The 23,780-nt window shown below is 45.0% G+C and carries 26 protein-coding genes; 16 read left to right on the forward strand and 10 right to left on the reverse strand.

All coding sequences use genetic code 11. The features are described from left to right. Window positions 1-19: 19 nt before the first annotated feature. Window positions 20-619: a leucine-rich repeat domain-containing protein gene (locus tag J4N40_RS24325; protein WP_250654574.1), complete on the reverse strand. Its 600-nt coding sequence runs from the start codon at window positions 617-619 to the stop codon at window positions 20-22. Window positions 620-938: 319 nt separating this feature from the next. On the opposite strand from J4N40_RS24325, the gene J4N40_RS24330 reads away from it, so the two are divergent. After that, window positions 939-1,211, forward strand: a complete 273-nt coding sequence (locus tag J4N40_RS24330) for a YnjH family protein (RefSeq protein WP_047101743.1) — start codon at window positions 939-941, stop codon at window positions 1,209-1,211. Between the two features lie 88 nt (window positions 1,212-1,299). On the opposite strand, the gene J4N40_RS24335 is transcribed toward J4N40_RS24330, so the two are convergent. Next, the gene (locus tag J4N40_RS24335; protein ID WP_042521564.1) at window positions 1,300-1,599 is read right to left on the reverse strand and encodes a YfcZ/YiiS family protein; all 300 of its coding nucleotides are present in this window, start codon (window positions 1,597-1,599) and stop codon (window positions 1,300-1,302) included. A gap of 607 nt (window positions 1,600-2,206) precedes the next feature. Between J4N40_RS24335 and J4N40_RS24340 the strand changes: the two genes are divergently transcribed. Continuing rightward, on the forward strand, window positions 2,207-2,668 hold the full coding sequence (locus J4N40_RS24340; protein ID WP_005385033.1) for a TetR/AcrR family transcriptional regulator: 462 nt from the start codon (window positions 2,207-2,209) through the stop codon (window positions 2,666-2,668). A gap of 112 nt (window positions 2,669-2,780) precedes the next feature. On the opposite strand, the gene J4N40_RS24345 is transcribed toward J4N40_RS24340, so the two are convergent. From J4N40_RS24345 to J4N40_RS24370, 6 genes are read right to left on the reverse strand one after another with little or no spacing between them, the layout of a single operon-like run. Beyond that, window positions 2,781-3,563, reverse strand: coding sequence for a heme ABC transporter ATP-binding protein (locus tag J4N40_RS24345; RefSeq protein ID WP_005385036.1), 783 nt, complete (start codon window positions 3,561-3,563; stop codon window positions 2,781-2,783). After that, complete coding sequence (locus tag J4N40_RS24350; RefSeq protein ID WP_053350537.1) at window positions 3,563-4,600, reverse strand: FecCD family ABC transporter permease; 1,038 nt, start codon at window positions 4,598-4,600, stop codon at window positions 3,563-3,565. Before J4N40_RS24350 ends, J4N40_RS24345 begins: the two co-directional genes overlap by 1 nt. Before the next feature lie 9 nt (window positions 4,601-4,609). Beyond that, complete coding sequence (locus J4N40_RS24355) at window positions 4,610-5,479, reverse strand: heme/hemin ABC transporter substrate-binding protein (RefSeq protein ID WP_005375320.1); 870 nt, start codon at window positions 5,477-5,479, stop codon at window positions 4,610-4,612. A gap of 28 nt (window positions 5,480-5,507) precedes the next feature. Next, window positions 5,508-5,921, reverse strand: a complete 414-nt coding sequence (locus J4N40_RS24360) for an ExbD/TolR family protein (protein ID WP_005375322.1) — start codon at window positions 5,919-5,921, stop codon at window positions 5,508-5,510. Beyond that, window positions 5,918-6,616, reverse strand: coding sequence for a MotA/TolQ/ExbB proton channel family protein (locus J4N40_RS24365; RefSeq protein WP_005385044.1), 699 nt, complete (start codon window positions 6,614-6,616; stop codon window positions 5,918-5,920). Before J4N40_RS24365 ends, J4N40_RS24360 begins: the two co-directional genes overlap by 4 nt. After that, window positions 6,616-7,359 carry an energy transducer TonB gene (locus tag J4N40_RS24370; RefSeq protein WP_021707650.1) on the reverse strand — a complete coding sequence of 248 codons (744 nt, stop codon included), beginning with the start codon at window positions 7,357-7,359 and terminating at the stop codon, window positions 6,616-6,618. The genes J4N40_RS24365 and J4N40_RS24370 overlap by 1 nt, the downstream gene beginning before the upstream one ends. A 160-nt stretch (window positions 7,360-7,519) precedes the next feature. Between J4N40_RS24370 and hutW the strand changes: the two genes are divergently transcribed. The 4 genes from hutW (at window position 7,520) to J4N40_RS24390 (ending at window position 10,647) form a co-directional block, all read left to right on the forward strand. After that, window positions 7,520-8,890 (forward strand): heme anaerobic degradation radical SAM methyltransferase ChuW/HutW, encoded by a 1,371-nt coding sequence (hutW, locus tag J4N40_RS24375; RefSeq protein ID WP_115386759.1) that lies wholly within the window; start codon window positions 7,520-7,522, stop codon window positions 8,888-8,890. Window positions 8,891-8,922: 32 nt separating this feature from the next. Next, window positions 8,923-9,426, forward strand: coding sequence for a heme utilization cystosolic carrier protein HutX (hutX, locus tag J4N40_RS24380; protein WP_005375329.1), 504 nt, complete (start codon window positions 8,923-8,925; stop codon window positions 9,424-9,426). A gap of 56 nt (window positions 9,427-9,482) precedes the next feature. Then, window positions 9,483-10,013, forward strand: a complete 531-nt coding sequence (gene hutZ, locus J4N40_RS24385; RefSeq protein WP_005375331.1) for a heme utilization protein HutZ — start codon at window positions 9,483-9,485, stop codon at window positions 10,011-10,013. A gap of 97 nt (window positions 10,014-10,110) precedes the next feature. Next, entirely contained in the window at window positions 10,111-10,647 is a 537-nt protein-coding gene (locus J4N40_RS24390) for an ATP:cob(I)alamin adenosyltransferase (RefSeq protein ID WP_115386758.1), read from the forward strand. An 80-nt stretch (window positions 10,648-10,727) separates the two neighbouring features. On the opposite strand, the gene J4N40_RS24395 is transcribed toward J4N40_RS24390, so the two are convergent. Continuing rightward, complete coding sequence (locus J4N40_RS24395; RefSeq protein ID WP_005385059.1) at window positions 10,728-11,642, reverse strand: chemotaxis protein; 915 nt, start codon at window positions 11,640-11,642, stop codon at window positions 10,728-10,730. Window positions 11,643-11,856: 214 nt separating this feature from the next. Here J4N40_RS24395 and ppiC point away from each other — a divergent pair, with 214 nt between their 5' ends. From ppiC to J4N40_RS24425, 6 genes are all read left to right on the forward strand, one after another. Then, window positions 11,857-12,198, forward strand: a complete 342-nt coding sequence (gene ppiC / locus J4N40_RS24400; RefSeq protein WP_080276970.1) for a peptidylprolyl isomerase PpiC — start codon at window positions 11,857-11,859, stop codon at window positions 12,196-12,198. A gap of 343 nt (window positions 12,199-12,541) precedes the next feature. Then, window positions 12,542-13,846, forward strand: a complete 1,305-nt coding sequence (locus J4N40_RS24405) for an MATE family efflux transporter (protein WP_250654575.1) — start codon at window positions 12,542-12,544, stop codon at window positions 13,844-13,846. Window positions 13,847-14,018: 172 nt separating this feature from the next. Beyond that, on the forward strand, window positions 14,019-14,780 hold the full coding sequence (locus J4N40_RS24410; RefSeq protein WP_250654576.1) for an ATP-binding cassette domain-containing protein: 762 nt from the start codon (window positions 14,019-14,021) through the stop codon (window positions 14,778-14,780). A gap of 20 nt (window positions 14,781-14,800) precedes the next feature. Next, window positions 14,801-15,649, forward strand: a complete 849-nt coding sequence (locus J4N40_RS24415; protein ID WP_250654577.1) for an ABC transporter ATP-binding protein — start codon at window positions 14,801-14,803, stop codon at window positions 15,647-15,649. Next, on the forward strand, window positions 15,639-17,153 hold the full coding sequence (locus J4N40_RS24420; protein WP_250654578.1) for an ABC transporter substrate-binding protein: 1,515 nt from the start codon (window positions 15,639-15,641) through the stop codon (window positions 17,151-17,153). The genes J4N40_RS24415 and J4N40_RS24420 overlap by 11 nt, the downstream gene beginning before the upstream one ends. Before the next feature lie 4 nt (window positions 17,154-17,157). Further along, window positions 17,158-18,912: an ABC transporter permease subunit gene (locus J4N40_RS24425; RefSeq protein WP_412034512.1), complete on the forward strand. Its 1,755-nt coding sequence runs from the start codon at window positions 17,158-17,160 to the stop codon at window positions 18,910-18,912. Between the two features lie 178 nt (window positions 18,913-19,090). Here J4N40_RS24425 and J4N40_RS24430 read toward each other — a convergent pair whose 3' ends face one another. Beyond that, on the reverse strand, window positions 19,091-19,849 hold the full coding sequence (locus J4N40_RS24430; RefSeq protein ID WP_005375354.1) for a DeoR/GlpR family DNA-binding transcription regulator: 759 nt from the start codon (window positions 19,847-19,849) through the stop codon (window positions 19,091-19,093). A 274-nt stretch (window positions 19,850-20,123) separates the two neighbouring features. Here J4N40_RS24430 and ltnD point away from each other — a divergent pair, with 274 nt between their 5' ends. Genes ltnD through otnI form a run of 4 tightly spaced genes read left to right on the forward strand, consistent with a single transcriptional unit; the run spans window position 20,124 to window position 23,749 of the window. Then, the gene (gene ltnD, locus J4N40_RS24435) at window positions 20,124-21,032 is read left to right on the forward strand and encodes an L-threonate dehydrogenase (protein WP_250654579.1); all 909 of its coding nucleotides are present in this window, start codon (window positions 20,124-20,126) and stop codon (window positions 21,030-21,032) included. Between the two features lie 25 nt (window positions 21,033-21,057). Then, the gene (gene otnK, locus J4N40_RS24440; RefSeq protein WP_250654694.1) at window positions 21,058-22,314 is read left to right on the forward strand and encodes a 3-oxo-tetronate kinase; all 1,257 of its coding nucleotides are present in this window, start codon (window positions 21,058-21,060) and stop codon (window positions 22,312-22,314) included. A gap of 11 nt (window positions 22,315-22,325) precedes the next feature. Then, window positions 22,326-22,973: a 3-oxo-tetronate 4-phosphate decarboxylase gene (gene otnC, locus J4N40_RS24445; RefSeq protein WP_005385078.1), complete on the forward strand. Its 648-nt coding sequence runs from the start codon at window positions 22,326-22,328 to the stop codon at window positions 22,971-22,973. After that, window positions 22,973-23,749, forward strand: coding sequence for a 2-oxo-tetronate isomerase (otnI, locus tag J4N40_RS24450; protein WP_250654580.1), 777 nt, complete (start codon window positions 22,973-22,975; stop codon window positions 23,747-23,749). Before otnC ends, otnI begins: the two co-directional genes overlap by 1 nt. Window positions 23,750-23,780 lie beyond the last annotated feature (31 nt).

A 23,780-nucleotide genomic window follows, 5' to 3' on the forward strand; every position in this document is an offset into this window, starting at 1 on the left:
GCTTTTGTTTATCTGCTCTTTAAGGTGCGACGGCGCCACCAAGGGTTAAATTGCTAGGCCATTTGGTGATCCTGTTACCACCTAAATAGATATTCCCTTTCACCGTCATTGTGTCTGGAAATACTTTCAGCGCTGATCCTCCAATATAAAGATTACCATCAACCACCAATCCTTCAGGAAGTTCAGAAATGGGAGTGCGAATAACACTTAGATCACCTTTTACTCGAAGTTTAGCTGGAAGCGCTTTTAACGGTGTATCTGTCAGATTTAGGTAACCGCCTAGTCTGATGCCTTTAGGCCAGTTTTCGATCTTACTACCTAGTAGGTTTGCATAGCCTTTTATCTTTGTTCCTGAGCGAATAACTTTGAGTGCGCTGTTAGTTGCTTCCAGACTGCCTTCAACATCAAGCCCTTTAGGCAAGGTTTTGATAGGGGTTTGTGAGATGTTTAAGTTGCCCTTTACCACTAGGCCAGAGGGTAGTTGGGTATAAGGCTTGTTTCTAAGATCAAGATTGCCGTAATTATCGATGTGACCAAACTTAGAATAGTAATCTAGCTCATATGCCAAAGGAGACGAGCAGAGCAGGATTGAAGTAAGGCATAGGGAAACAAAACGCATAGTCAAAGAGTTAGTTAAATACCGAGATCAACAGGTGCTTATCTTATACTTAAATAAACCTATTATGCATTTTTTGCTCACAGTTTTTGATTCATAACTTAAATATTCAAATTAGAGATGCACGCTAAAAGTGTGCGCTTCTTTACTGCGCTAAGTAACTTCAAGCTTACTAAAATGAGATAAATTAAATGATTGAATGTGAAGCAGATTCAAGCGTAGAGGTGAGAAAAATATCAGTAGATATTTGAATAATATGAGATTCTTCCAAGAACTTCACAAGGGTCCTTGTTAGTATTATTGAGGTTTGAGGGAGATTTTCATGAAGTTAAAAAGTGTATCTATTTTTACCGCTGGTGTTTTTGCAGTACTGCTGTCGGGTTCCGTTTTTGCTAAATCATACAGTACACCAGAAAACAAAGCGCTAATAGTTGCTGACGGTAAGGTAGGTCAGCATATCTGTTACTACGATGATAAAGCCTACAGCACAGGGGCCGTGATTAATGTTGAAGGCGTATTACTGATGTGTACCGCTGAGAACGATTTTGAAACCAATGGCTCGTTAAAGTGGGTCGTGTTCAAAAAAGATAAATAAACGCGCCGAAGTTGTCTGTTTCATTTAGAGCGGTTTAAGATTAAGAGATTGGAAAAATAAAAAGCGAGCATCATGCTCGCTTTTTTCATTAACGCGCGAGTGAGCGAGTTTTTAATTCAAAGATAAGTTTTTCAGCACTTACTTCAAATTTGAATCGAGCCGTCGCTTGGTTCGATTCTTCGGTTATTTCTGAAACATTGTATTCAACATCAACACATACTGATTTAGCGAGCTCGATGTATTTTTGTAGTTCAGACTCTAGCTCTGTTTTTGTCTGTGCGAAAACCGTTACGTCGGCAACTTCGTCACCTTCTTTGATGATAAAGCCAATCTCGCCAGCACAGCCGCAGGCCTCACATACTTGGTTTTTTTCTAATTCGACACTCATAACGAATCCTCTTGTAAATACTAAGGGTATTCTATCAGGTATTTGATCTGTATCTACAAAAATGACGACTTTTGTTTAAAAAAGGAACAGAATAGGCACTTGTTAAGTAAGGGTTAAAGATTGGATTACTAAATCATCAAGAACGTTAATGTGATATATATCAACATTTAAAATCAATTAACGAACATAGTGACGAGATTTTGCTCAGTCCAGTTGAACTAATGGTTAATTTATAAGACTATTTCTTGATTGATTATTTTTAATAATTATCATTCTTGGTCTTTGAATAGTTTCGATGAATAATTGGCGCAAGGTTTTGATGAGACTAACTTTTCGCCTTATTTTGAGTAGCATGTATTGACAAAAACATAACTGAAAATTACACATTACGCAGTGTAAAGACGTTATGGTTTGGAACTCGACATGATATTAAATAGTCGCAATACATATACCCAAAGCGCTTTCAAGTGCAGCGCTTAGCAACCTGATTTCTAGGTTTTCGCTAATCGAACCGCATCGGCGAGCCGGGTATAATGCTAAGAATGATTTCATTCTGGCCTCATTTAATAGTGAGTTAGATGGATTTACAAAGAGAAGAGCTTAAAATATGCCAAAGCGTAGTAAAGAAGATACCGAAATCACTATCCAAAAGATCATGGATGCCGTTATTGATCAGCTACTCAGATTAGGTTACGACAAAATGTCGTACACGACGCTAAGCCAGCAGACAGGTATATCGCGTACCGGTATTAGCCATCACTTCCCTAAGAAAACGGACTTCACCGCCGCACTGGATGGCCGTATCTTTAAAATGTTTATTGAACACTTAGAGTTTGATAAAGGATTAAATGCATTTTCACAAAGTTGGATTAAAGCGCTGGAAGATGCTGAGTTCCTCGCGATTTTACGACTGCTATTCCATCACATTGTCACCGCTGAAAATGCGCAAGAATTTGCTGCTAATGGTATTGACCGCTTATACAAAATGGTTGAAAGCCAGTTTGGTGCGGGTGGTGACAAAGAGCTTGAGTGGTTGATTGGTCGTTCATTGATCCAAATGAGCAAGTAATAGCCTTTAAAGCAACAAATTCTGCCACTATTAAAGCAAAGGCCCGCAACTCTCATATTGCGGGCCTTTGTCGTATCAAAGTGTTTTCGAGACGGCTTAGAGGAGATACGCTTTATGCTGCGGCATGCACTTGAGGGAAGTCTAGCGTCGGATGTTTTGTCACAATAGAGCGATAGCCATAAACTTGCTCAATGCGCTCTGACGTTAGTGCATTCCATGGCGTGTCATCACAAACTAGTTTCCCGTTATGCAAGAGTACAAGGCGGTCTGCGTACTGAGAGGCTAGATTCAAGTCATGTAACACCACAACCACCGCAGCGTTCTGTGCTTTTGCCGTTTCACGAGCAATTTTTAACGTGTTGTGTTGATGGGCGAGATCCAACGCTGAGGTAGGTTCATCAAGCATTAAGATTCGTTTTTCGCCAGATTGATGTAGTTGTGTCATCACTCGTGCTAGATGCAGTCGTTGCTTTTCTCCACCAGATAAAGACGGGTACAGGCTTTCTGCTAAATGCAATACGTCGGTTTGTTCCATGTAATGTAAAGCCAGTTTAGTGGTTTCTTTATTGGACAGTGATAGCGGTATTGCCCCCAGCTCTACGACTTCTCTGGCTAGAAATGGGAAGGTTAAGGTGCTGTGCTGCGGGAGCATTGCAATATGTTTGGCGCTTTTTTCAGGCTCCCAATCATGCTTTTGTTTACCGAAGTAGGTGATGTGATGATTCGAAGAGATCTCACCGCATAGAAGCTTGAGCAAAGTACTTTTACCTGCGCCATTGGGGCCGAGTAGGGCGGTCACTTCACCAGCTCGGATATCAATGTTGATGTCATCGAGCACCACACGGTTGCCATACGTCATCGAAATGTTTTTCCCCGATAAAACGATCTGGTTCATTACAAAATCTTCCCTTTTTGCTGGAACAATAAGTAGATGAAAAAGGGCGCGCCAATCAATGCGGTCACGATTCCAACTGGTAATTCAGCTGGTGCCACGGCAACACGAGCAAACATATCTGCGGCAGTAAGAAGCAGTGCTCCCATTAAGGCAGATATTGGTAATAGCGTTCGATGGTCAGGCCCAGCGAGCATGCGCCCTAAGTGAGGAATCACGAGCCCAATAAAGCCAATTGCACCACTGATGCTCACCGTAATACCAACACCCAGTGCAGAAAGTAAAATAAGCTGACGTTTGAGTTTTTGAACCGGAACTCCTAAGTGTCTTGCTTCTGATTCCCCTAACAACAGAGCATTCAGCGCCATCGACTTCTTCTGAAACCAGAGCAATAGGATGACGAGTGTTATAGCAGATAGAGCAATCCCTGACCAATTTGCACCAGCTAATGAGCCCATCGACCAAAGCGTCAAATCTCGCAGCATCTGATCATCTGCGATAAAGTTCATGTAGCCAATCGCAGCCCCCGAGAGCGCGCTGATGGCAACGCCGGCTAACAACATAATTGTAACTGAGGTACCAAACTTACTTGTGCCGAGTTTATAAACGAGAATAGTCGTTAGTGCACCTCCAAGGAAAGCAAAAAGAGGCAGAGCCGCTAAGTTCATTAGTTGCGGATAGTTTTGGCTAAATTCAGCAAATACAACAATAGCGAATGCACCACCAAGAGCAGCGCCAGCAGACACACCAATGATACCAGGCTCGGCTAATGGGTTACGGAACAAGCCCTGCATAACCACACCACAAATTGCCAAAATGGCGCCGATGAACATACACAAAATGGTGCGAGGCAATCGGATTTCGTTAATGACCAACTGAATGTGAGGAGCGAGATCAGAACTGCCTCCCGTTAGGCTACGCAAACTGTCAGCAAAGCTAATGTTCATTGGGCCAACGGTAATAGAGGCGATAGCAATAAATGCTAAAAATCCACTAAGCACTGATAACGTCGTTGAAAGGGGGATGCGTCTTAACAACATGTCATGTCTCTATGGGTAAAGCAGTGCATTCAAGCGTTTAGCTTCTGCAAGGCTTTTAAGGCCCAAACCACCTACCAGAGCATGGCCATCAATCGTTATGATGTCTTTGTTCTTTCCAGCGGGTGTTGCAGCAAGAAGCGGCATTGCTTTTAAAATTGCATCGGCACCACCCAACGTTTCATAGCTGCGACCGCTAACAAGAATCACGTCAGGCTGCATCTCTACCATCGCTTCTGTGGATAGAGGCTTGTAAGACGAGAGTTGTGTAGCGGCTGGGTTTTGTCCGCCGGCGAGTTGAATAATTGCATCGGGTGTCGTTTGTGAGCCCGCAACATTTGCAGGTCGCCCTTCATGGATCAGCAGAAAGAGCACTTTCTTTTTCTTCGCTTGATCAGGTTGGTTTGCATTGAGTGCTTGTACTTGCGCCTGGACATCTTGCTTTAAGCTTTCAGCTTGAGCCTTGCGATCCATAAGGTTCGCAATTTGATCAATACGTTGATAAAGGCCCTCGACATTTGCATCAGTATTAACAATTTCTACATCTACGCCAGCCGATTTCAATTGGCTCAATGTTGTTTTCGGCCCCATCTCATCAGAACCAATGACTTTTGTCGGACGTAAGGCGAGCAACCCCTCCGCTGAAAGACGACGATGGTAGCCCACTTTAGGCAGTTCCATCCCTTTTGGTAATTGACTGGTGACGTCGATAGCAACCAAGCTATCTTTAGCGTCGAGTTCAAGCAAGAGTTCAGTGACGGCGCTGCCTGCGCTAACAACGCGCTCTGAGGATGGCGTTTCATTGGCAAAAAGTTGACTACTCGCAAGTAGGGAAATAGCTGCCGTGACAACAGCATGAATAGTGATGCGTGTGTTCTTCATTTTGAAAGGATCTCTATCTTACTTATTTTTATGATGGCTCTTCAGTGAGTAACTGAGTTGCTTGAATTCCGTTTTCTTGTAAAAAGCCGAGAAGTTGTACTAGCGACTGAATATTCGCGGTTTTTTCTGCTCCAATTACAATCGGTTTATCGCTTGACTTACTCTCTTCTAACAGCGCGAGGGTAAAGTTGTCCCAATCGATATATGTCTTGCCGTTAATAGCCCAGTAAGGCTCGTCTTTAAGAATATTTACCGTGATGGATTGCTTATCGACATCTGCAACAGCCTGAGATTCTGTGCTCGGTAAATTGACGTCTAATGAATCGAGTTTGACCGCTGCGGTTAACATCAGGAAAACCATGACGATAAAAATAATGTCTAACAGCGGTGTTAAATCGGGGGTTAAACCGTTACGACTATTTTCTTGTGGTGTTTTAATCATTGAGTTGCAGCCTCAATCTTCTCAGAAGAGCGCAGTGTTACTTTTGAGTGGTCTGGCGAGACATGCTGTAACGAGATACCTTCAAGCCATAAGTTGACGTAGTTTAAAGTGTGCTCAAGCTTGGCGATTACACGATCCGCCCACAAACCAATGATCTGCGCTCCTGAAATGGCAGGAAGTGCGATAATGAGACCCGCGGCAGTGGTGCGCATAGCAAGACCTAGGCCGTCAGCTAAATCATTCGGAGTGATATTCCCCGTTGAAACCGCGATGCCTTTAAACATGTCAATTAAGCCAAGTACCGTACCAAGCAAGCCAATTAAAGGGCTGATGACGCCAATCAGCGTCAGCAAACGAAGGCCGGAATGCAACTGATGGCGTTTTTCTTGCAGCCAAATACCTGCGGCATCTTCTCTTAAAGATTTCGAAAACGAATGATGAGCAAGCAACATCGCAACACCACGGTACAGAAGCGGCCGCTTATTCGACAACTCTTCAGCAAGTGCTTCAAGTTCGCTCCCATTTGTTGGGTCTAATCCTGTGAGCTTTTGGCGAATGGCTCGCTTTCCTACACCAAGGCTAATTAACACATGGAATAATCGCTCGGCGATGATCATCACGGTTAGAGCTGAGCAAATGATCAAAGGCCATGTCATCAGCCCAAATTGAGTTTGTAATTCTTGTAGTTGTTCCATTATCCATCCAACTTAAAACGAACAGGTACTTGTACTCGGTGAGCGACTTTTAGCCCACCTGAAATATGTGGTGTAAATTGCCACTGTTTGATCGCACGAAGTGCTGAGGCATCTAGCGACTCTGTGCCGGAAGACTCAATCAAAACCTGTTTAATCTGGTTACCATTCTCATCTAGCCATATCTCATACAAGGCTACACCTTCAATACCGCGTCTTTGTGCAGACCTTGGGTAACGGGGTTGTGTTGGTTGACTCACAAACGTTGGTTTGTCGACCAAGACAGGCTGAGACGTTGCCCCTTTGGATTGGCTCGCAGGTGCGGATTGTTGAGCTACCGTCTCTTTCTTCACCGGTTCCGTTTTTTTCTTTGGTTTCGCTTCGGGCTGAACCTTTTGCTTTGTTACGGTTTTGGTGGGCTCGACCGTTTTAGGTTTAGATTGTTTAACCGGTTCTGGTTTTTTCTCTACTACCTTCTTCTTAACAGCGTCTTTCTTGACGACCTGTTTTTTTACAATCTTCTTTTCTGGTTCAGGTTGGTCTTGAGGCTGCTCTTTTGGTGGCGCTACATTTTCTGGTGTAGATTTTTCGACAGCGGGAGGAGCAGACACAAGATTTAGACTTACCGAACTTGCTGGGTTTCCAGCCGGCATCGCGAACACCTTTGTCTCTTGAGAAACAAAAAGAAGTGCGGCATGGATGGCAAGGGAAGCACCTCCTGCAATGACATATCTTTGTACGTTCACGGAATATCTCGGGAAACTATGAAAACTTGGGCAGATTATTACTTACAATAGAAATAAGATCAATTATCAATTGCATTATCATTACGCTCAAATTATGATTCTTGCAGAATTTTTAAGATCAGCTTCCATCCCTTACATGATGGGAGTTAAGCGAGTATATATGAGCGTCGATATCGATAAGCTTGATGAATCAGTGTTGGGCAGTGATAGTCCTGATCCATTGCGATTTGCTTTTGTTAAGAAGCATTCTGCACATGCCGGGGGAGCGAGCGTACCTGTGCCCTCGTCTCAACAACAGGCGATTTTTTCGAGTATTACGGCTAACTCAATTAAAGCGACCAATAAACGCTGTCTTTATATTCATGTTCCGTTTTGTCGCGTTCGTTGCACTTTTTGTAACTTCTTTCAAAATGCTGCAAGTCGCACACTGGTTGATGAGTACTTTGAAGCATTAATGCAGGAGCTTAGAGAGAAAGCGGCATTACCTTGGACACAAAATGGTATTTTTCACGCCGTATATATCGGGGGCGGAACGCCAACGGATTTATCTCCAGTACAGGTTCGTGTGTTAGGCCAGGCTATCCGAGACCACTTTCCTTTGGCTGCAGACTGCGAAATCACCTTAGAAGGTCGCATCAATCGTTTTTCTGATGAGTTGTATCAAGGCGCTTTAGAGGGTGGTTTTAATCGTTTCTCTTTTGGTGTGCAAAGTTTTAATACACAAGTGCGCCGCAGCGCAAAACGTTTAGATGATAGGGAAGATGTCCTCAAACGAGTGAGCGAGATCGCCAAAGAAGACAAAATTCCGGTCATTATCGATTTACTCTATGGCTTACCTTATCAAACCAAAGAAGTGTTAGAGCAAGATTTAAATGATTTCCTCTCGACTGGCGCACACGGACTGGATTTGTATCAGTTAGTGGTTGGTGGGTCAGCTCCCATGCTCAACCTCGTAGAAAAGGGAAAAATCCCGCCACCTGCGACCACACCAGAAAAAGCGGGAATGTACGAGCTCGGTGTGAACTTTATGGCCAAACACCATATGAAGCAACTTAGCGTGAACCATTGGGCAATCGATAACCGCGAGCGTAGTTTATACAATAGTTTAGCCAAGACTTATGCAGAGGTATTGCCAATTGGCTGTGGTGCTGGAGGTAATATCGGTGGCTACGGGATGATGCAACACCGCACACTAGAGACCTATATTAAAGCGGTCAACGAAGGTCAAAGCACCATCGCGATGATGATGAAGCAAAGCCCTCTAGAACCGCTTTTTTCTGCACTCAAATCTGCGTTTGACTGTGGCATTGTTCAAGCAAATCAACTTCCATCATTTATGGGAGAGGGCGCGTTCGGGTTTTTATTGCCTCTATTTAAAGTGTGGCAAGCGAAAGGCTTAGTACAACTACATGAACGTAGCGCAGTCCTTACTCTTGCAGGCAGCTTCTGGGCTGTGTCATTGGCTCAAAGTTGTATTCAGGTACTCACGTCAGAGATGAACGAAACCGTACCGAAAGCATCCAATAATTAATGAAAACAAATTGAACAAAAACGGAAGACACAATGGAATCAATCAAGCAACAAGTTGAAGTATTACTAGAGCAAGAACCACAATTATTGCCAGCTGCGATGGCAGAGCGTCTTGGCATTTCCGAGTTTGAGGTTGTTGCGGCTCTACCTCAGGAAATGGTGGCTATTGCACCAGGAGAGCAAGCGCAAAGCATCTTAGAAAGTTTGGTTGGTTTTGGCCCGGTGACGACCATCGTCCACTCTTTTGGTTCTATCTTTGAAGTTAAAGCGCCGTTTCCAAAAGGAAAAGTGGCGCGTGGCTATTACAATTTAATGGGTAGAGAAGGTGAACTGCACGGCCACCTTAAATTAGATAACGTTAAAAATGTCGCATTAGTCAGTAAACCGTTTATGGGTAGAGAGAGTCACTATTTTGGTTTTTTCTCAGAGTGCGGAAGCAATATTTTCAAGATTTATTTAGGCCGTAACGAAAAGCGCGAGTTGATTGAAGAGCAAGTCACCGCATTTCGCGCCCTACAAGCCGAATTAAAAAAGTAATCACAAACATAATCGAGGCTTAACTCGAATACTAATTAGTAAAGTCAGGTATCAATATGGATCAACAAGTTAAACAAGAGCGTTTGCAAGGTCGTTTAGGGCCAGAGATCAAAGAGTTCCGTCAGGAGCGTCGTACACTTCAGCTTGCAACTGTCGATGCAGAAGGTCGCCCGAATGTAAGCTACGCGCCTTATGTCCAAAACCAGGAAGGTTATTTCGTTCTCATTTCTAAAATCGCTCGTCATGCCCGTAACCTTTTAGAAAATCCAAATGTTTCATTGATGATGATCGAAGATGAAGAGTCTTCAAAGCAGCTGTTTGCTCGTAAGCGCTTAACTTTTGATGCGGTAGCAAATGTAGTTGAGCGAGACACAGAGATGTGGCAACAAGTTGTTGGACAAATGAAAGAGCGTTTTGGTGAGATTATTGATGGTCTAAGCCAGCTAGAGGATTTCGTTTTGTTCAACTTAAAGCCAGAATCGGGGCTATTTGTTAAAGGTTTTGGTCAGGCGTATCAAGTGTCTGGTGATGATTTAGTCGATTTTGTTCACCTTCAAGAAGGTCACAAGAAAGTCGAAAGTGCCTGATTGTTAACCGATCATATGAATGTCGATCATTTGGCATAATGAACGTTTAAAGGGAGTTAGGTTATACTGACTCCCTTTTTTATATTGGAACAAAAGCATGAAACCTGTAAGTAAGGAATTGAGCGAGATTTGCTATCCGTTTATTTACGAGGACAGTCCGGTTTGTGACTTTGAAATTACAGCAGATGAACTTTGTAGTCGTATTGGCCTTGTTCTCGCTATGGAGTTGGACGAGTTTAGCCGCGATATACTGACAAGAATGCAGCCTAATGTTTATCATCTAAATGGCTCGGTTCGCGGAAAATTAGCGATTACAGAGGCGGAAGTTGAAGAGTTAAAGGCCGATTATGCTTTGCTCAAGCAACGTATTGATGGCGGCTTCAAAGGCTTTGTTCTACCCGGAGGGCACCCGGCAGCCAGTCAATTGCATTTGTGCCGTTGCCAAGCTAAAAAAACGGTACGAGCATTAGTTGCCGTTGAACATACAGGTAAGAAGCAGCCCGCACCTATTTTGTTTCGTTACGCGAACTTATTAGCGAATGTACTTTACAGCCTAGCTTCTTATATTAATCATGCTCACCAAGTCAAAGAGACGGAATTCGTTTCTCGTAGTTACGCGATGCCAAAGAAGTGAGCTGAGAAATTAGCGGATGTGAGCATCAGGGATAGGACAAGCACTGCATTATATTCTCAAATCAAGTCGTCCAATAAGAGTTAAGAAGTCATAGCTTTGGCTTCTAGCTCTTTTGCTCCGCGAAGCATCGCTTCGATTAGTTCTCCTGCATTGAATTTCTCAAGTGCCTCATGCGCGCCAACTTGGTGAGCTCTGTCTACACAGATTTCGCTCGATAACGATGTGTGTAAAATGCGGTATGAATGGTTCAGAGAGGAATTATTCTGAACTTCAAATGCTAACTCATAACCGTCTAATCCGGGCATTTCAATATCGCTGACCAGAATATCAATTGGGCGATGAGCCGCAGCGTCACTTTTCATCAGTTCCAATGCATCTAAACCATTTTTACAGATTTGATACCCAATATTGATGCTATCGAGTGCGTCACATAGCTGTTTACGAGCGATGGAAGAGTCATCCACCAATAGAATACTGAGTGCTTTTAGGCGTTCTCGCTCAATATCTGTCAGCATTGGGATCTTTGAATTCTCGTACTGCGGATAAATTTTGGAAAGTAGCAGTTCCACATCCAGCATTTGAACCGTTTTATCCTCGTAGCGAGTAATTCCAGTCACGAAAATATTTTTTCCAGCGCTCGGAGGTGGCGTTTCAATAGCTTTCCAATCGCACTCAATGATCTTCTCTATACTACGAACCATAAAAGCAACCACGGTTCGCAAGCAATCTGTCACGATCAAGTAGCAGCTTTTATATTCTTCTTCACTTATAGGACGAAAGCCAACAGCCGCTGACATATCGATCACTGGTACTGTTAAGTTCCGTATCGTAACGGTTCCAATGACGTGATGATGCGAGTAAGGGATCTTTGTCGTTGGCATGTACGGGACGATTTCACGGACTTTTAGCGTACCGATAGCGAAACTCTGTTGCAGGGTGAGCTTAAACATCAACATGCCCTGAGATTGATTCGCTTTGCTAACGACTTTTGCCATGAAAATAACCTTATAAATACCACCGAATTGTGTCTAATCTAATCTTATCAGACGAAGGCTTCAACCATCGGAGAGACAAATGTGAGCTTTTTAGACAATCTTTTAGAGAATAGTGATTAACTGAGCAAAACTTGTTTGTATTTTAAACTCATTATGTAGACGATTTTATATTCCTCGTGTATTTGGGCCTTTACCGCTGAGCTATTATTAAGAAATGTTTGGTCTGTTAAAAAGGATTGGGTACACTTGCGCGACCAGAATAGTGAGAGATAGATCAATGGCAAATACAGCAGCCGCATTACATATTCTTGTGAAGCACAAAGAGCAAGCGGAAGACATAATCAAGCAACTGAAAAAAGGCGCAAAGTTTCAGACATTAGCGAAGAAGTATTCAACTTGCCCGTCAGGCAAACGCGGTGGTGACCTTGGTGAATTCCGCCGTGGTCAAATGGTACCTCAATTCGACAAAGTGTGCTTTTCTGGCGAAGTGTTAACGCCGCATTTAGTTAAAACCAAGTTCGGTTGGCATGTTGTCAAGGTGCTTTACAGAACATAAGGCTTGGTATCGACCTAAACATTGTCAGATGAAACCCACAAGCATTAAATATCATCTGTACGGTCTCTTTTCACCAATCACTACCGTCATGACATGGCAGATACATTCTGATCTGCCATGCTCAACCAAACGCTAATCTTTCCAAACTAGAAACTCATTTATATGCAGTTAACTTGGCTTTTCTCATAAGTCGTTATCCTATTTCAAGCTTTGGTATGAGAATACGTTGGCTGGTTGTATCAATTATCAATGCTATTCCTTGCTGGCGAACTTTGGTTCATGTTCGGGCGTCATTCGCATATGATAGCGACCTTATAAAAATTAACCCCGTTCATAATTTAAGATGTCCCTGACTCATAAAGACTATTTTAAAATCGCATTTCCTTTCATCGTTTCTACTGTTACCCAGCCATTATTGGGGGCGGTGGACACCGCGGTGATCGGTAAACTTGGTGTGGCTGAGATGATTGGTGGCGTGGCGATCGGCACCGTCATCATGAATACTTTGTATTGGCTGTTTGGCTTTTTCCGCGTCAGTACTACCGGGCAAAGTGCAATCGCATTAGGTAAAAATAGCCCAGAAGATCAAGCGAGTAGCCTATTCCGTCCTTTCGTGCTTTCGCTCTGCCTTGGCTTGATTTTCATTGCGTTGCAGTCCGTGATTTGGATGGGGGCAGAGCTGATTATCTCCCCTGATGCAGTCGTGGCAGAAAACGCTAAGACTTACTTCGATATCATGATCTTTGGTGCGCCGTTTGTACTGCTGAACTACACCGTGATTGGTTGGTTGATGGGGCAAGCGAAAGCTAAAGCAACCTTGTTCACGCAAGTGTTTGGTAACGTTCTGAACATCGTGCTAGATATCGTATTTGTGTTGTACTTTGATATGGGCATTGCTGGTGTTGCGGTGGCGACACTTATCGCGCAAATCTCGACGTTTGTTATTGGTGCGGTGCTGGTGTTGAAAACCTGTCGCTTCCCGCTGTTTGATCACATTCAGACCGCAAAAATGACGCGTAAAGATCTCAAAGTCATTGCGTCTTCCAATATGGATCTGCTGCTTCGTACTGTGTGTCTATTGGTGTTCTTCAACATGATGGCGCGTGTAGGCTCTCAGCTTGGTTCTGATGTGCTTGCTGCGAACGCAATCTTGATGCAAGTGACCTTTATCGTCAGCTACATGTTCGACGGTGTGGCGAATGCGTCGAGCGTCTTTGCCGGTAAAGCGGTAGGCCAGAAGAATCCGACATTGCTTGATAACGTGATTAAGCTAAACACGCAATGGACCGCGGCGTTCGTTGTTGTATTGACCTTGCTGTTGGTGCAGTTCAAACACCAATTAGTGACGTTGTTTACCACTTTGCCAAACCTTGTTGAGCTGTATCTAGACATGAGCCCTTGGTTATTGGCATTCCCGTTTGTTGCTGGTTTTGGTCTTACGTTTTACGGCATCTTTACCGGCACAGGGACGACACGACCAGTACGTAACTCTACCTTCCTAACCATGGTGTTGTTCTTAGTGACTCAATTTATTGCGGTGCAATATTGGGGCAACCACGGTTTGTGGCTGGCATTCACCTTGTTCTACGTTGGGCGCTTTGTCTTCTTGTTCCCATACCTCGAACAAGTCAAACAAAAGTGTCAGTAATTCACACTGTCACAAACGACCTAATTTAGATGTTCTTATAACAAGGGTGGAGTCATCTGCCCTTGCTGATAAATCTGAAAAAGGTGATGAAATAACCTTTCCGACTGGTTTCCTTGCTTTAACCCGCATGATATTATTTGTGATGTTATATTATTACATTTAGTTTTATGCCGTGATTTCTCAACCAATACTCTCCGTTAATAATCTCAGCCTTACAGACTCAGAACGCACACTCTTCAAAGACATTTCTTTTGAGCTGTTTCAAGGTGAAGTTCTTGCCATTATGGGACCTTCCGGCATTGGTAAATCCATGTTGTCGAAAGCCGTCGCAGGATTTTTGCCGTCTGATATTTGGGTAGACGGAAGTATCCAGCTTAACAGCAGTGAAGTCGCACAAACTGCCATGCTGCAACGGAGTCAATCGCAGCGTCCTGCGGTCATTTTCCAAGATGCACTTAAAGCGCTGAATCCATTAGCGTCTGTCGAGCAACAACTGTGTTTGGCATTGACGGGCAACAAAACACGCTTGTCTTCAGCAAACCGAGAAACGGTGACGACCTTGTTGTCTCAACTCGGATTTGCAGATCCAAAAGCAGCATTGGCGCAGCATCCAAGCCAGCTATCTGGTGGTCAGCGCCAGCGTATTTGTATTGCCATTGCATTGCTTGGTAGTGCCAACTTGATCATCGCTGATGAGCCCACCAGTGCGCTCGATCCAATCACCGAAGCGGAGATCATTGAGTTGTTTCGCAGTAGTGTTCAGCAACGCAACATCAGTGGTTTGTTGATCACGCACGATCTATCTGCGGCTTTGGCGTGTGACAAAGTCTTGGTGATTGCGGACAACACCATGGTGGCTTATGGCGCACCGTGGCAAGCCATTCAGCAAAGTTCGCATCCTTTCTGCCAACAACTTGCGCAACTGCTGCCTTAACCTCATCTCTGGAGCCTATTTTGACTAAGCACAACTTGAGCGGGCACACGCAGCCTAAATCGGCGGAAGTTCGCTTTGAGCAAGCCAGTGTTCACTATTACTCCAAACCAAGTTGGTTAGGGGGCAAACCGTTTAAAGCACTCGAACAATTGGATCTTGCCATCGACACAAAGAATATTGCGATTGTTGGTCCTTCTGGTGCGGGTAAATCGACTTTGATTGAGCTTCTGTTTGGTCTTCGTAAACCCACATCTGGTGAAGTATATGTGTGTGGTTATCCGTTATCGCGTAGCTCGGCTAAGCAGCGACAAGAGTTGTGTCAGCACATTCAGCTGATTCCGCAAGAGCCGCAATCGAGCTTGAATCCGTACTACACCGTTCGCCAGATCTTACTGGAGCCGCTAAGCAACATTGGTTTGACGCAAGAGCTTAACGAGAAGGTGGAAAAGGTCTTAGCGGATGTCGGTTTGGATCTCACATTGCTGGATCGCAACCCGCAGCAATTATCAGTTGGGCAAGCGCAACGTGTGGCTATCGCCAGAGCTTTAATTGTTGAGCCTTGCGTGTTGGTTGCCGATGAGCCAACCAGCAGCCTAGATCCCGTCAGTCGTAAACAGATTCTCGACTTGTTGGCAGGCATTCAAAAGAGTCGTCAGATGCGCCTGATTTTGGTGACACACGACCTCGATGCGGCACAAACCCTATGCGATGAAATCCTGGTGTTAGACAAAGGACGCGTTGTCGAGCACGGCACGGCACAAAACGTGGCAAATAACCCATCGCACTTGATCACGAGAGCCTTGATGAGCGCTCAACACAAAAGTAATGAATTCACAAAAACCATTGGAGAGGTTTCTTATGCACCTTAGTACTCCCAAGTTAGCTTTGTCGCTGGCTTTAAGCGCACTGCTGACGGGTTGTTTTGACTCTGGCGAAAGCAAGCCAGAAGCGGAAAAAGCAGCTGCACCACAAGCAACGGAAATTCGCGTCGCCATGATGCAACCACCACGCACAGGTTTGTCACCACTTTCAGATGACGCGTTCAAACTGTCACGTTGGAGCACGGCAGAAACGCTGGTGAACCTAAACGATCAGTCGGTAGCAGAGCCTATGCTGGCAACAGAGTGGGAACAAGTTGACCCGATGACGTGGCAATTTAAGGTACGTAAAGGCGTGAAATTCCACGATGGTTCTGAGCTTGATGCCAACGCGGTTGTGAACTCTCTACAAAAAGCATTAGATGCCGCACCTAAGCCACGCATATTGGACGGTATCGAATGGCAAGTTCGCGCATTGGACGACTTCACTGTTGAAATCAAAACGACCTTTAACGATCCATTGTTGCCAAGCCGTCTATCTAGCCCACAGTTAGCGATCCTTTCTGGTGCTGCATACCAAGAAAACGGTCGTGTTGTGCCAATCAATGCGGGTACGGGTCCATTCGTTCTGACAGAAATCAACGGTACAACCAGCGCGAAACTGAAGCGTTTTGATGGTTACTGGGGTGAAAAAGCGAAAGTAGACAGCATCTTTGCTGAATACGTACCAAACGGTTTTGCGCGTGCTGCAGCGCTGCGTACCGGTGAGGCGGATGTCGTTGAAGCAGTTCCTGTATCGCAAATCGCGATGATGGAATCTTCACAGCTGCATGAAGTTGCAATGCCGCGTACCAACACGCTTTACCTAAACAACAAATCAGATGTGTTTAGCCAGTTCGGTTTGCGTAAAGCAGCAGCTCAAGCGGTTAACCGTGAGCAAATCATCAAAACGGTTTACGAGAACCACGCCGATTCAGCGAAAGGTCTGTTAGGTCCAGCATTGGCATGGGCTCAACCAATTCGTGATGCGAACCCTCGTATGGAAACCATGGAAACGCGCCACGCGAACGGTGAGAAGATCACCATCGGTACATTTACCGACCGTGCTGAGCTGCCAGAAGTAGCGGTGCTGCTAAAGCAACAACTTGAAGCGGCTGGCTTTGTGGTTGAACTAGACGTTCGTGAATACGCACAAATCGAAAACGATGCACTAGCAGGTAAGTTCGATGCGTTCTTGTTGTCACGTGCAACAGTGTTGGATTCTGGTGACCCAGTGGCGTACATGCAAAGTGACTTTAGCTGCAAAGGTTCTTACAACCTAGGTCAGTTCTGCTCTGAAGAAGTGGACGCAGCATTGAAACACGCTGATCGTCAGCCGTTGGGTGAGAAACGCCAACAAGCGATCATCGAAGCAGAAAGCAAAATCCTTGAGCAATACGCTGTGATTCCACTGCTTCACGAGCGTGTAATCCAAGGTGAGAGTGACCGCGTGAAGAATGCACAACGCGACCCACGTGAGCGTCGCCTGATCGACCAGTTTACTGAGGTGAACTAACTCGATGTCGTCTGTTGCCAACATGCGCTCTCGTTGGAGCGCTTGTATGCCTGAATGGTTTACGCGTTTTTTGTCGCGTTTCCTGTCACTCGGGGTAGTGGTTGTGCTGGTGGGTTTGATGCCGGATATTGCAGGTATCGACCCAAGCCAATCAATCCTCCGTGCTCGTGCGGGTGCTCAACAATTGCTGACGGCAGAAGCTCTGCAAGCAATTCGAGAAGATCTTCAACTTGACCGCAGCGCTGCTGAGCGACTGTGGGATTGGTTGACGCTTGCCATGCAAGGTGACTTAGGTGTCTCTTGGGTGAGCGGGGCATCCGTCATGGAGAGCGTTCAACAAACCGCAAAAACGTCACTATTACTGATGCTTACAGCGCTAGGCATGGCATTTGTAATGTGCATGGCGAGTGTGCTTTACACCGTGCGTCGTTGGCAACAGAATCGTTTAGACAAGCATCATGACACGCTCAGTTCGGTGTTGGTTTCATTGCCTGAATACGTGATTGCTTCGTTGCTGATCATGGTGTTTTCCATCTGGTTAGGCTGGTTCCCGCCTTATGGTTGGCAAGGTGTGCAAAACCTCTGGCTACCCAGTTTGGCAATGGCATTGCCTGCTGCTGGCTTGTTCGGGCGCTTGCTCAATGACAGCCTCAAGCGTGTACTAGATGAGCCTTGGGTGATCACTTGGCTATCGGCGAACGTCAGTAAGTTTCAAATCTTACGCTTTGCCTTGTGGCGTGCCGTTAGTAACTTGATTCCTCAAATCGCAATGACGGTGATTGGTTTGACCGGCGGCGCGGTTGCTGTGGAGCAAGTGTTCTCCATTCCAGGTATCGGACGACTAATTTTAGGCGCGGCGAAGTCACAAGATCTGCCGATGCTGCAAGGTGGCTTGTTGGTGTTGCTGGTGTTCTCGATGTTGATCAGCAGTGCGAGCATCTTATTGCAACGTTGGTTACTCGGGCACAGTGTCACAAGTGGCAAGCTGATCAGCAGTCACAGCACGTTCCGTTTTACCCAAAGCACCACCAAACGTATTGTCAGTGCGACAATCTTTGCCTTGCTGATTGGTTGTGCGGGATGGGCGTTAATGCGCGATCCTTACACTATCCAATTTACCCGCCTTGAATCGCCAAGCTTTGCAGCACCGTTTGGTGCCGATGCGGTCGGGCGAGATCTGCTTGCTCGCGTTGGCGGCGGTATGATGTCGACAATCAAAATGGGCATCATCGCAACGTTCCTAAGTTTGGTGATTGGTTTGTTGCTCGGCTTCGTGACTCGTTATAGCCAAGGCTTAATTGAGATCACCAAAGGTGTGCCATACATTGTGGCGGGTCTGCTGATTGCTGGTCTAACGGGGATGAACCCAAACAGTGCCTTGATTGCGATTGTTATGGTGTCATGGGCACCATTAGCGGCGCACTGTGCAAGTTTGTTGATGGAAGCCAAAGCGCAGCCTTACACGCATCTTGCGCCCATTTGGGGAACCAGTCAGTGGCGAGTACTCCGTTACTACTTGTTGCCTTATGTGCTGCCGCCATTGATTCGTCACGCGTTTCTGCGTTTGCCATACATTACGCTCAGCCTGACGTCTCTGAGTTTTATCGGACTTGGCGTTAAGCCGCCAGAACCTGAGTGGGGCTTATTGATTGCGGAAAACTTGCCTTACATAGAGCGCTCACCATTAGGTGTTTTGCTGCCAATTTCAGGCTTAGTTTTGATGGCAATTGCGGTGAATTTGATTTTTGATGACAAGTGACGAGCAGCGATAAAGTGAAGTGAGCTTCCATATCCCAGATGTAATCAGTAATTTGGTAATTTAGAAAACAAAAGGATGTGTTTTCTGCCAGAAAGTACACAGCACGGTCTATGTATATTGGAAGCACCTATAAATTAACGAGTATAAAAGTTACGCGAACTCAGATGTTTAGGTAGTGTTACTCTTTATACACACGTAATCCTTTATCCGTTAATTCTTGAGTGACCACTTCGGATAGGTTTCGATCGGTAATAATTCCGTCCAATTGCTCGATGTCTAATGCATGAAAGCTCGCTATCTGACCGTATTTAGTTGAGTCTGAGATCAGATAATTGGTTTGTGCCGCCTTGATGATTGCTTTTTTAACGAGAACTTTATTTTCATTAGGTGTTGATAAGCCTTTCAAGCTCCAAGATGAAGTCGAAATAAAGGCGATATCAATATTTAGCCCATTCAAGAACTCTGCGACTTTTCCTCCAATGGTAGATTGGTTCTCGCGGTCAATTTTTCCCCCAGTGTGGTAAAGCTCACATTCACTGTGCGTCATAAGGAAAGCAGCAATAGAGAAGTCATTGGTGATCACTAAAAGATCATTACGATTTGCTATTTGATGGGCGATTTCTAGAGAGGTTGTTCCCGCATCCAAGTAAATCGTAGCGTCTTGACCAATTAACGTAGCCGCCAGCTTACCAATTTGAATCTTTTCATCCGCTTGTTGCTCGACCTTCGCATCATGGGAAAGTTCGGAATGTAGAGCTTGAGCGAGTTGCACTCCACCAGAAACAGAAACGACTTTACCTGAGGATTCAAGCTTCACGATATCACGACGAATGGTCATATGTGATACGCCAAGGTGGTCGGTTAAATCTGAAATGCTTAACACTTCTTGATGTGATAACAGGGATAATATGGTTCTTTGACGTTCTGCTGGGATCATAGTTTCACTTCTATATTCTTGTTTTTCAGTATCCTACCAATCTTTTCATTTGTTGTGAATATCTGTGAATTATGTTCTCAACGTTGTAAGAACAGCCTTCGCTTGTGTTAACTGCTCGGAATATCTCTGCCCATAAAGAGGTATATATCACGACATTGTTAATTTGTGTGAAAAAATGTGATTCAAAGCGAGGTCTTAGTATTAATCTTCACATATAATCACATAAACCAAACAAGAATTAACAAAGTTTAATAGACCAGAAGGCATTGTTTTTATGAGTGAAGTTCAATCTGTAGGTGTTATCGGTTTAGGCTCTATGGGAATGGGCGCCGCAAAGTCATGTGTGCGTGCAGGCCTAGATGTCTATGGTTTCGATTTAAATTCTCAAGCGCTTGAAGAACTAGGTTCATTCGGTGCAAAAGCTGTTTCTACGAATGCAGTTGAGTTTGCAGATAAGCTTGATTCGGTTCTAGTTCTTGTTGTGAACGCAGATCAAGTTAACACGGTCTTGTTCAAGACTGGTCTTGCTAAAGCGCTTAATCCGAATACGCCAGTAATGGTTTCAGCAACCATCTCAGCAGAAGACGCAAAACAAATTGAAGCGAAATTGGCAGAACACAACCTTGTGATGCTTGATGCACCGGTATCTGGTGGTGCTGCAAAAGCAGAATCAGGTGAGATGACTATTATGGCGTCGGGAGCGCAAAGCACATTTGATGCACTTGAACCAGTACTCAACGCAACGGCAGCTAAAGTCTACAACATCGGTGAAGCGATTGGCCTAGGCGCAACTGTGAAGATTATCCACCAATTGCTAGCAGGTGTTCATATCGCAGCTGGTGCTGAAGCAATGGCATTAGCGTCACGTGCAAACATTCCTCTTGACCTGATGTACGACGTGGTGACGAATGCAGCGGGTAACTCTTGGATGTTTGAGAACCGCATGAAGCATGTAGTTGATGGTGACTACTCCCCTAAATCTATGGTCGACATCTTTGTGAAAGATCTAAACCTCGTATCGGACACAGCAAAAGATCTCAAATTTCCACTTCCTCTATCAAGCACAGCACTAAACATGTTTTTGAGTGCAAGCAATGCTGGTTTTGGCCAGGAAGACGACAGTGCCGTTATCAAGATTTTTGATGGTATTGAGCTTCCAGGTGTAGAAAACAAACAGAAGTAAGCGCACGTAAAACGGAGAAAAAATGATGTTATTAGGCGTTATCGCAGACGACTTTACTGGCGCAACAGACATCGCAGGTTTTCTTGTAGAAAACGGCATGCGCACAGTTCAGCTTAACGGTATTCCAAAAGAAGAGATTGATGTAAACGCAGATGCGGTCGTGATCAGTCTTAAATCTCGCTCCTGTCCTGTAGATGAGGCAATCGAGGATTCAGTAGCTGCGCTTAAGTGGCTGCAAGCAAATGGCTGTCAGCAGTTTTACTTCAAGTACTGCTCAACGTTTGACAGCACAGCAGAAGGTAACATTGGTCCTGTAACGGATGCACTGCTTGCAGAGCTAGGTGAAGCGTTCACCATTGTATGCCCATCATTACCAGTGAATGGTCGCACAGTTTACAACGGCCATCTATTTGTATTCCAAGACTTGCTAAGCGACTCAGGTATGCGTAATCACCCTGTGACCCCAATGACTGATTCAAGCCTAGTTCGTATGATGGATGCTCAATCTCAAGGCAAATCTGGCCTGGTGAACTTCCAAATAATTGAACAAGGTCCAAAAGCGGTAATTGAGCGCTTTGAAGAGCTAAAAGTACAAGGCAACCGCTATGCAGTGGTTGATGCATTCAATGCAGAGCATCTTGTCACACTTGGCCAAGCGGCGAAGTCTCTAAAACTGGTAACTGGTGGTTCTGGTTTGGCTGCGGGTATTGCTAAGAACTGGATAGAGAACCTTGAAGATCAAAGTGATGCGAAGCAAGAGGGGAACCCTAAAAAGGCACCAACCGTTGTGTTATCTGGATCTTGTTCTGTCATGACCAACCAACAGGTCGCTGTTTACAAAGAAAAAGCGCCACACTTTGCTATTGATGTGAAGGCGTGTCTGACGGAAGAAGATTACTCAAATCAAGTGTTTGATTGGGTCATGACCAACATCGAAAGCGAGTTCGCACCACTGGTTTACGCAACCGCAGATGCAGCGGCGTTAAAAGCGATTCAACAAGAGTTTGGCGCGCATGCTTCAAGTCACGCGGTTGAACAATTCTTTAACCAACTTGCAATCAAACTTCAGCAGCACGGTGTGAAAAATTTCATCGTTGCGGGTGGGGAAACCTCAGGGGTTGTAACCCAAAGCCTAGCCGTAAAAGGTTTTCATATCGGTCCTCAAATCGCACCAGGTGTACCTTGGGTGAAGTCACTTGAAGGCGAGCTTTCTTTGGCTCTGAAATCGGGCAACTTCGGCGATGAACACTTCTTTGCCAAAGCACAGTCGTTTTTTGAATAGGTGAGGTTGTGATGAATAAAGAATTGATGACAGAACAACAACTGCGAGAGCAAATGGTCACTATGGCGCGCTCTATGTTTGAACGTGGCTATGCGACTGGCGGCGCTGGCAACCTTTCTCTAAAACTGCCTAATGGACACTTTCTGGCAACGCCAACTGGTTCTTCGTTCGGCCGCTTGATTGCTGAAGAGCTTTCGGTTGTGGATATTGATGGCAACCATATCTCTGGTGAAAAGCCATCAAAAGAAGTGGCTTTTCATCTGGCGATTTATCGAAATAACTCAAAGTGTAATGCGATTGTGCATCTGCATTCTACTTACTTGACGGCGCTTTCTTGTCTTGAAGGTTTAGATCGCGAGAATGCCATCAAAGCTTTCACACCTTACTTTGTAATGCGCATTGGCGAACTGCCAGTGATTCCGTACCTGCGCCCGGGCGACCCTCAGATTGCTGAAGAACTTGCGCAGCGGGCTAGTGACTACCGAGCTTTCCTCCTGGCGAACCATGGTCCAGTGATCACGGGTACGGACTTTGAAGATGCAGTGGATAACGCAGAAGAGCTAGAAGAGACAGCGAAGCTAGCGTTCATTCTTAAAGATAGCAACATCCGCTACTTAACGGATACTGAGATTCAAGACCTAAAAGGGAGAGGTAAGTAATGGCTAAATTCGCGGCAAATCTGACAATGTTATTCACAGAAGTTCCTTTTCTAGATCGTTTCGAAAAAGCACACCAAGCGGGCTTCAAAGCGGTGGAATACCTTTTTCCATACGCATTCGAAGCGCAAGAACTAGCAAGCAAGATACAGCAGTTTGGTTTTGAGCAAGCGTTATTCAACATGCCTCCAGGTGATTGGGATGCAGGTGAACGAGGTTTTGCAGCTATTCCGGGGCGTGAGGATGAATTTAAAACGAGCGTCGAGACTGCGCTGATGTACGCCAAGGCACTGAACTGTAAAAAGGTTCACGCTATGTCTGGCATTGTTGATTCACGCTTCACTCGTGATCAGCATATTGAAACCTTTATCTCAAACATTCGTTATGCAGCGGATAAGTTTGCCGAACAAGGTGTTGATCTGATGATTGAGCCACTCAACAATCGCGATGTACCGAACTACTTTGTTGCACATCAACGTGAAGCGGTGGAACTCATCAAACAAGTGGCTCGTCCAAACGTGAAATTGCAGCTCGATCTCTATCACGCACAAATTATGGACGGTGATCTGAGTACGTTGATTCGCGATGTGGCGCCATACACAGGCCATATTCAAATTGCTTCTGTGCCTGAAAGGCACGAACCATCGGAAGGCGAACTGAATTACCCACACCTATTCAATGTTTTGGATGACTCTGGTTACCAAGGCTGGATCGGTTGTGAATACAACCCAAGGCATAGCACGCAGCTGGGCCTTAGTTGGGTTAAACCATACCTATAACAATTTTAATTTCCATCCATAAATAACTTGA

The sequence above is a fragment of the Vibrio sp. SCSIO 43097 genome (genome assembly GCF_023650755.1).
GTDB lineage: Bacteria > Pseudomonadota > Gammaproteobacteria > Enterobacterales > Vibrionaceae > Vibrio > Vibrio alginolyticus.

Bases quoted from the DNA above. Each gene is read 5' to 3' on its own strand.
- J4N40_RS24360 (WP_005375322.1), bottom strand. From the start codon at position 5,921: ATGATTAAAACACCACAAGAAAATAGTCGTAACGGTTTAACCCCCGAT.
- J4N40_RS24430 (WP_005375354.1), bottom strand. From the start codon at position 19,849: ATGATCCCAGCAGAACGTCAAAGAACCATATTATCCCTGTTATCACAT.
- J4N40_RS24350 (WP_053350537.1), bottom strand. From the start codon at position 4,600: ATGTTGTTAAGACGCATCCCCCTTTCAACGACGTTATCAGTGCTTAGT.
- J4N40_RS24405 (WP_250654575.1), top strand. From the start codon at position 12,542: ATGTCCCTGACTCATAAAGACTATTTTAAAATCGCATTTCCTTTCATC.
- ltnD (WP_250654579.1), top strand. From the start codon at position 20,124: ATGAGTGAAGTTCAATCTGTAGGTGTTATCGGTTTAGGCTCTATGGGA.
- hutW (WP_115386759.1), top strand. From the start codon at position 7,520: ATGAGCGTCGATATCGATAAGCTTGATGAATCAGTGTTGGGCAGTGAT.
- otnK (WP_250654694.1), top strand. From the start codon at position 21,058: ATGTTATTAGGCGTTATCGCAGACGACTTTACTGGCGCAACAGACATC.
- J4N40_RS24395 (WP_005385059.1), bottom strand. From the start codon at position 11,642: ATGGCAAAAGTCGTTAGCAAAGCGAATCAATCTCAGGGCATGTTGATG.
- hutZ (WP_005375331.1), top strand. From the start codon at position 9,483: ATGGATCAACAAGTTAAACAAGAGCGTTTGCAAGGTCGTTTAGGGCCA.
- otnI (WP_250654580.1), top strand. From the start codon at position 22,973: ATGGCTAAATTCGCGGCAAATCTGACAATGTTATTCACAGAAGTTCCT.
- J4N40_RS24390 (WP_115386758.1), top strand. From the start codon at position 10,111: ATGAAACCTGTAAGTAAGGAATTGAGCGAGATTTGCTATCCGTTTATT.
- J4N40_RS24340 (WP_005385033.1), top strand. From the start codon at position 2,207: ATGCCAAAGCGTAGTAAAGAAGATACCGAAATCACTATCCAAAAGATC.
- J4N40_RS24330 (WP_047101743.1), top strand. From the start codon at position 939: ATGAAGTTAAAAAGTGTATCTATTTTTACCGCTGGTGTTTTTGCAGTA.
- J4N40_RS24335 (WP_042521564.1), bottom strand. From the start codon at position 1,599: ATGAGTGTCGAATTAGAAAAAAACCAAGTATGTGAGGCCTGCGGCTGT.
- J4N40_RS24345 (WP_005385036.1), bottom strand. From the start codon at position 3,563: ATGAACCAGATCGTTTTATCGGGGAAAAACATTTCGATGACGTATGGC.
- hutX (WP_005375329.1), top strand. From the start codon at position 8,923: ATGGAATCAATCAAGCAACAAGTTGAAGTATTACTAGAGCAAGAACCA.
- ppiC (WP_080276970.1), top strand. From the start codon at position 11,857: ATGTTTGGTCTGTTAAAAAGGATTGGGTACACTTGCGCGACCAGAATA.
- J4N40_RS24325 (WP_250654574.1), bottom strand. From the start codon at position 619: ATGCGTTTTGTTTCCCTATGCCTTACTTCAATCCTGCTCTGCTCGTCT.
- J4N40_RS24420 (WP_250654578.1), top strand. From the start codon at position 15,639: ATGCACCTTAGTACTCCCAAGTTAGCTTTGTCGCTGGCTTTAAGCGCA.
- J4N40_RS24425 (WP_412034512.1), top strand. From the start codon at position 17,158: ATGTCGTCTGTTGCCAACATGCGCTCTCGTTGGAGCGCTTGTATGCCT.
- J4N40_RS24365 (WP_005385044.1), bottom strand. From the start codon at position 6,616: ATGGAACAACTACAAGAATTACAAACTCAATTTGGGCTGATGACATGG.
- J4N40_RS24355 (WP_005375320.1), bottom strand. From the start codon at position 5,479: ATGAAGAACACACGCATCACTATTCATGCTGTTGTCACGGCAGCTATT.
- otnC (WP_005385078.1), top strand. From the start codon at position 22,326: ATGAATAAAGAATTGATGACAGAACAACAACTGCGAGAGCAAATGGTC.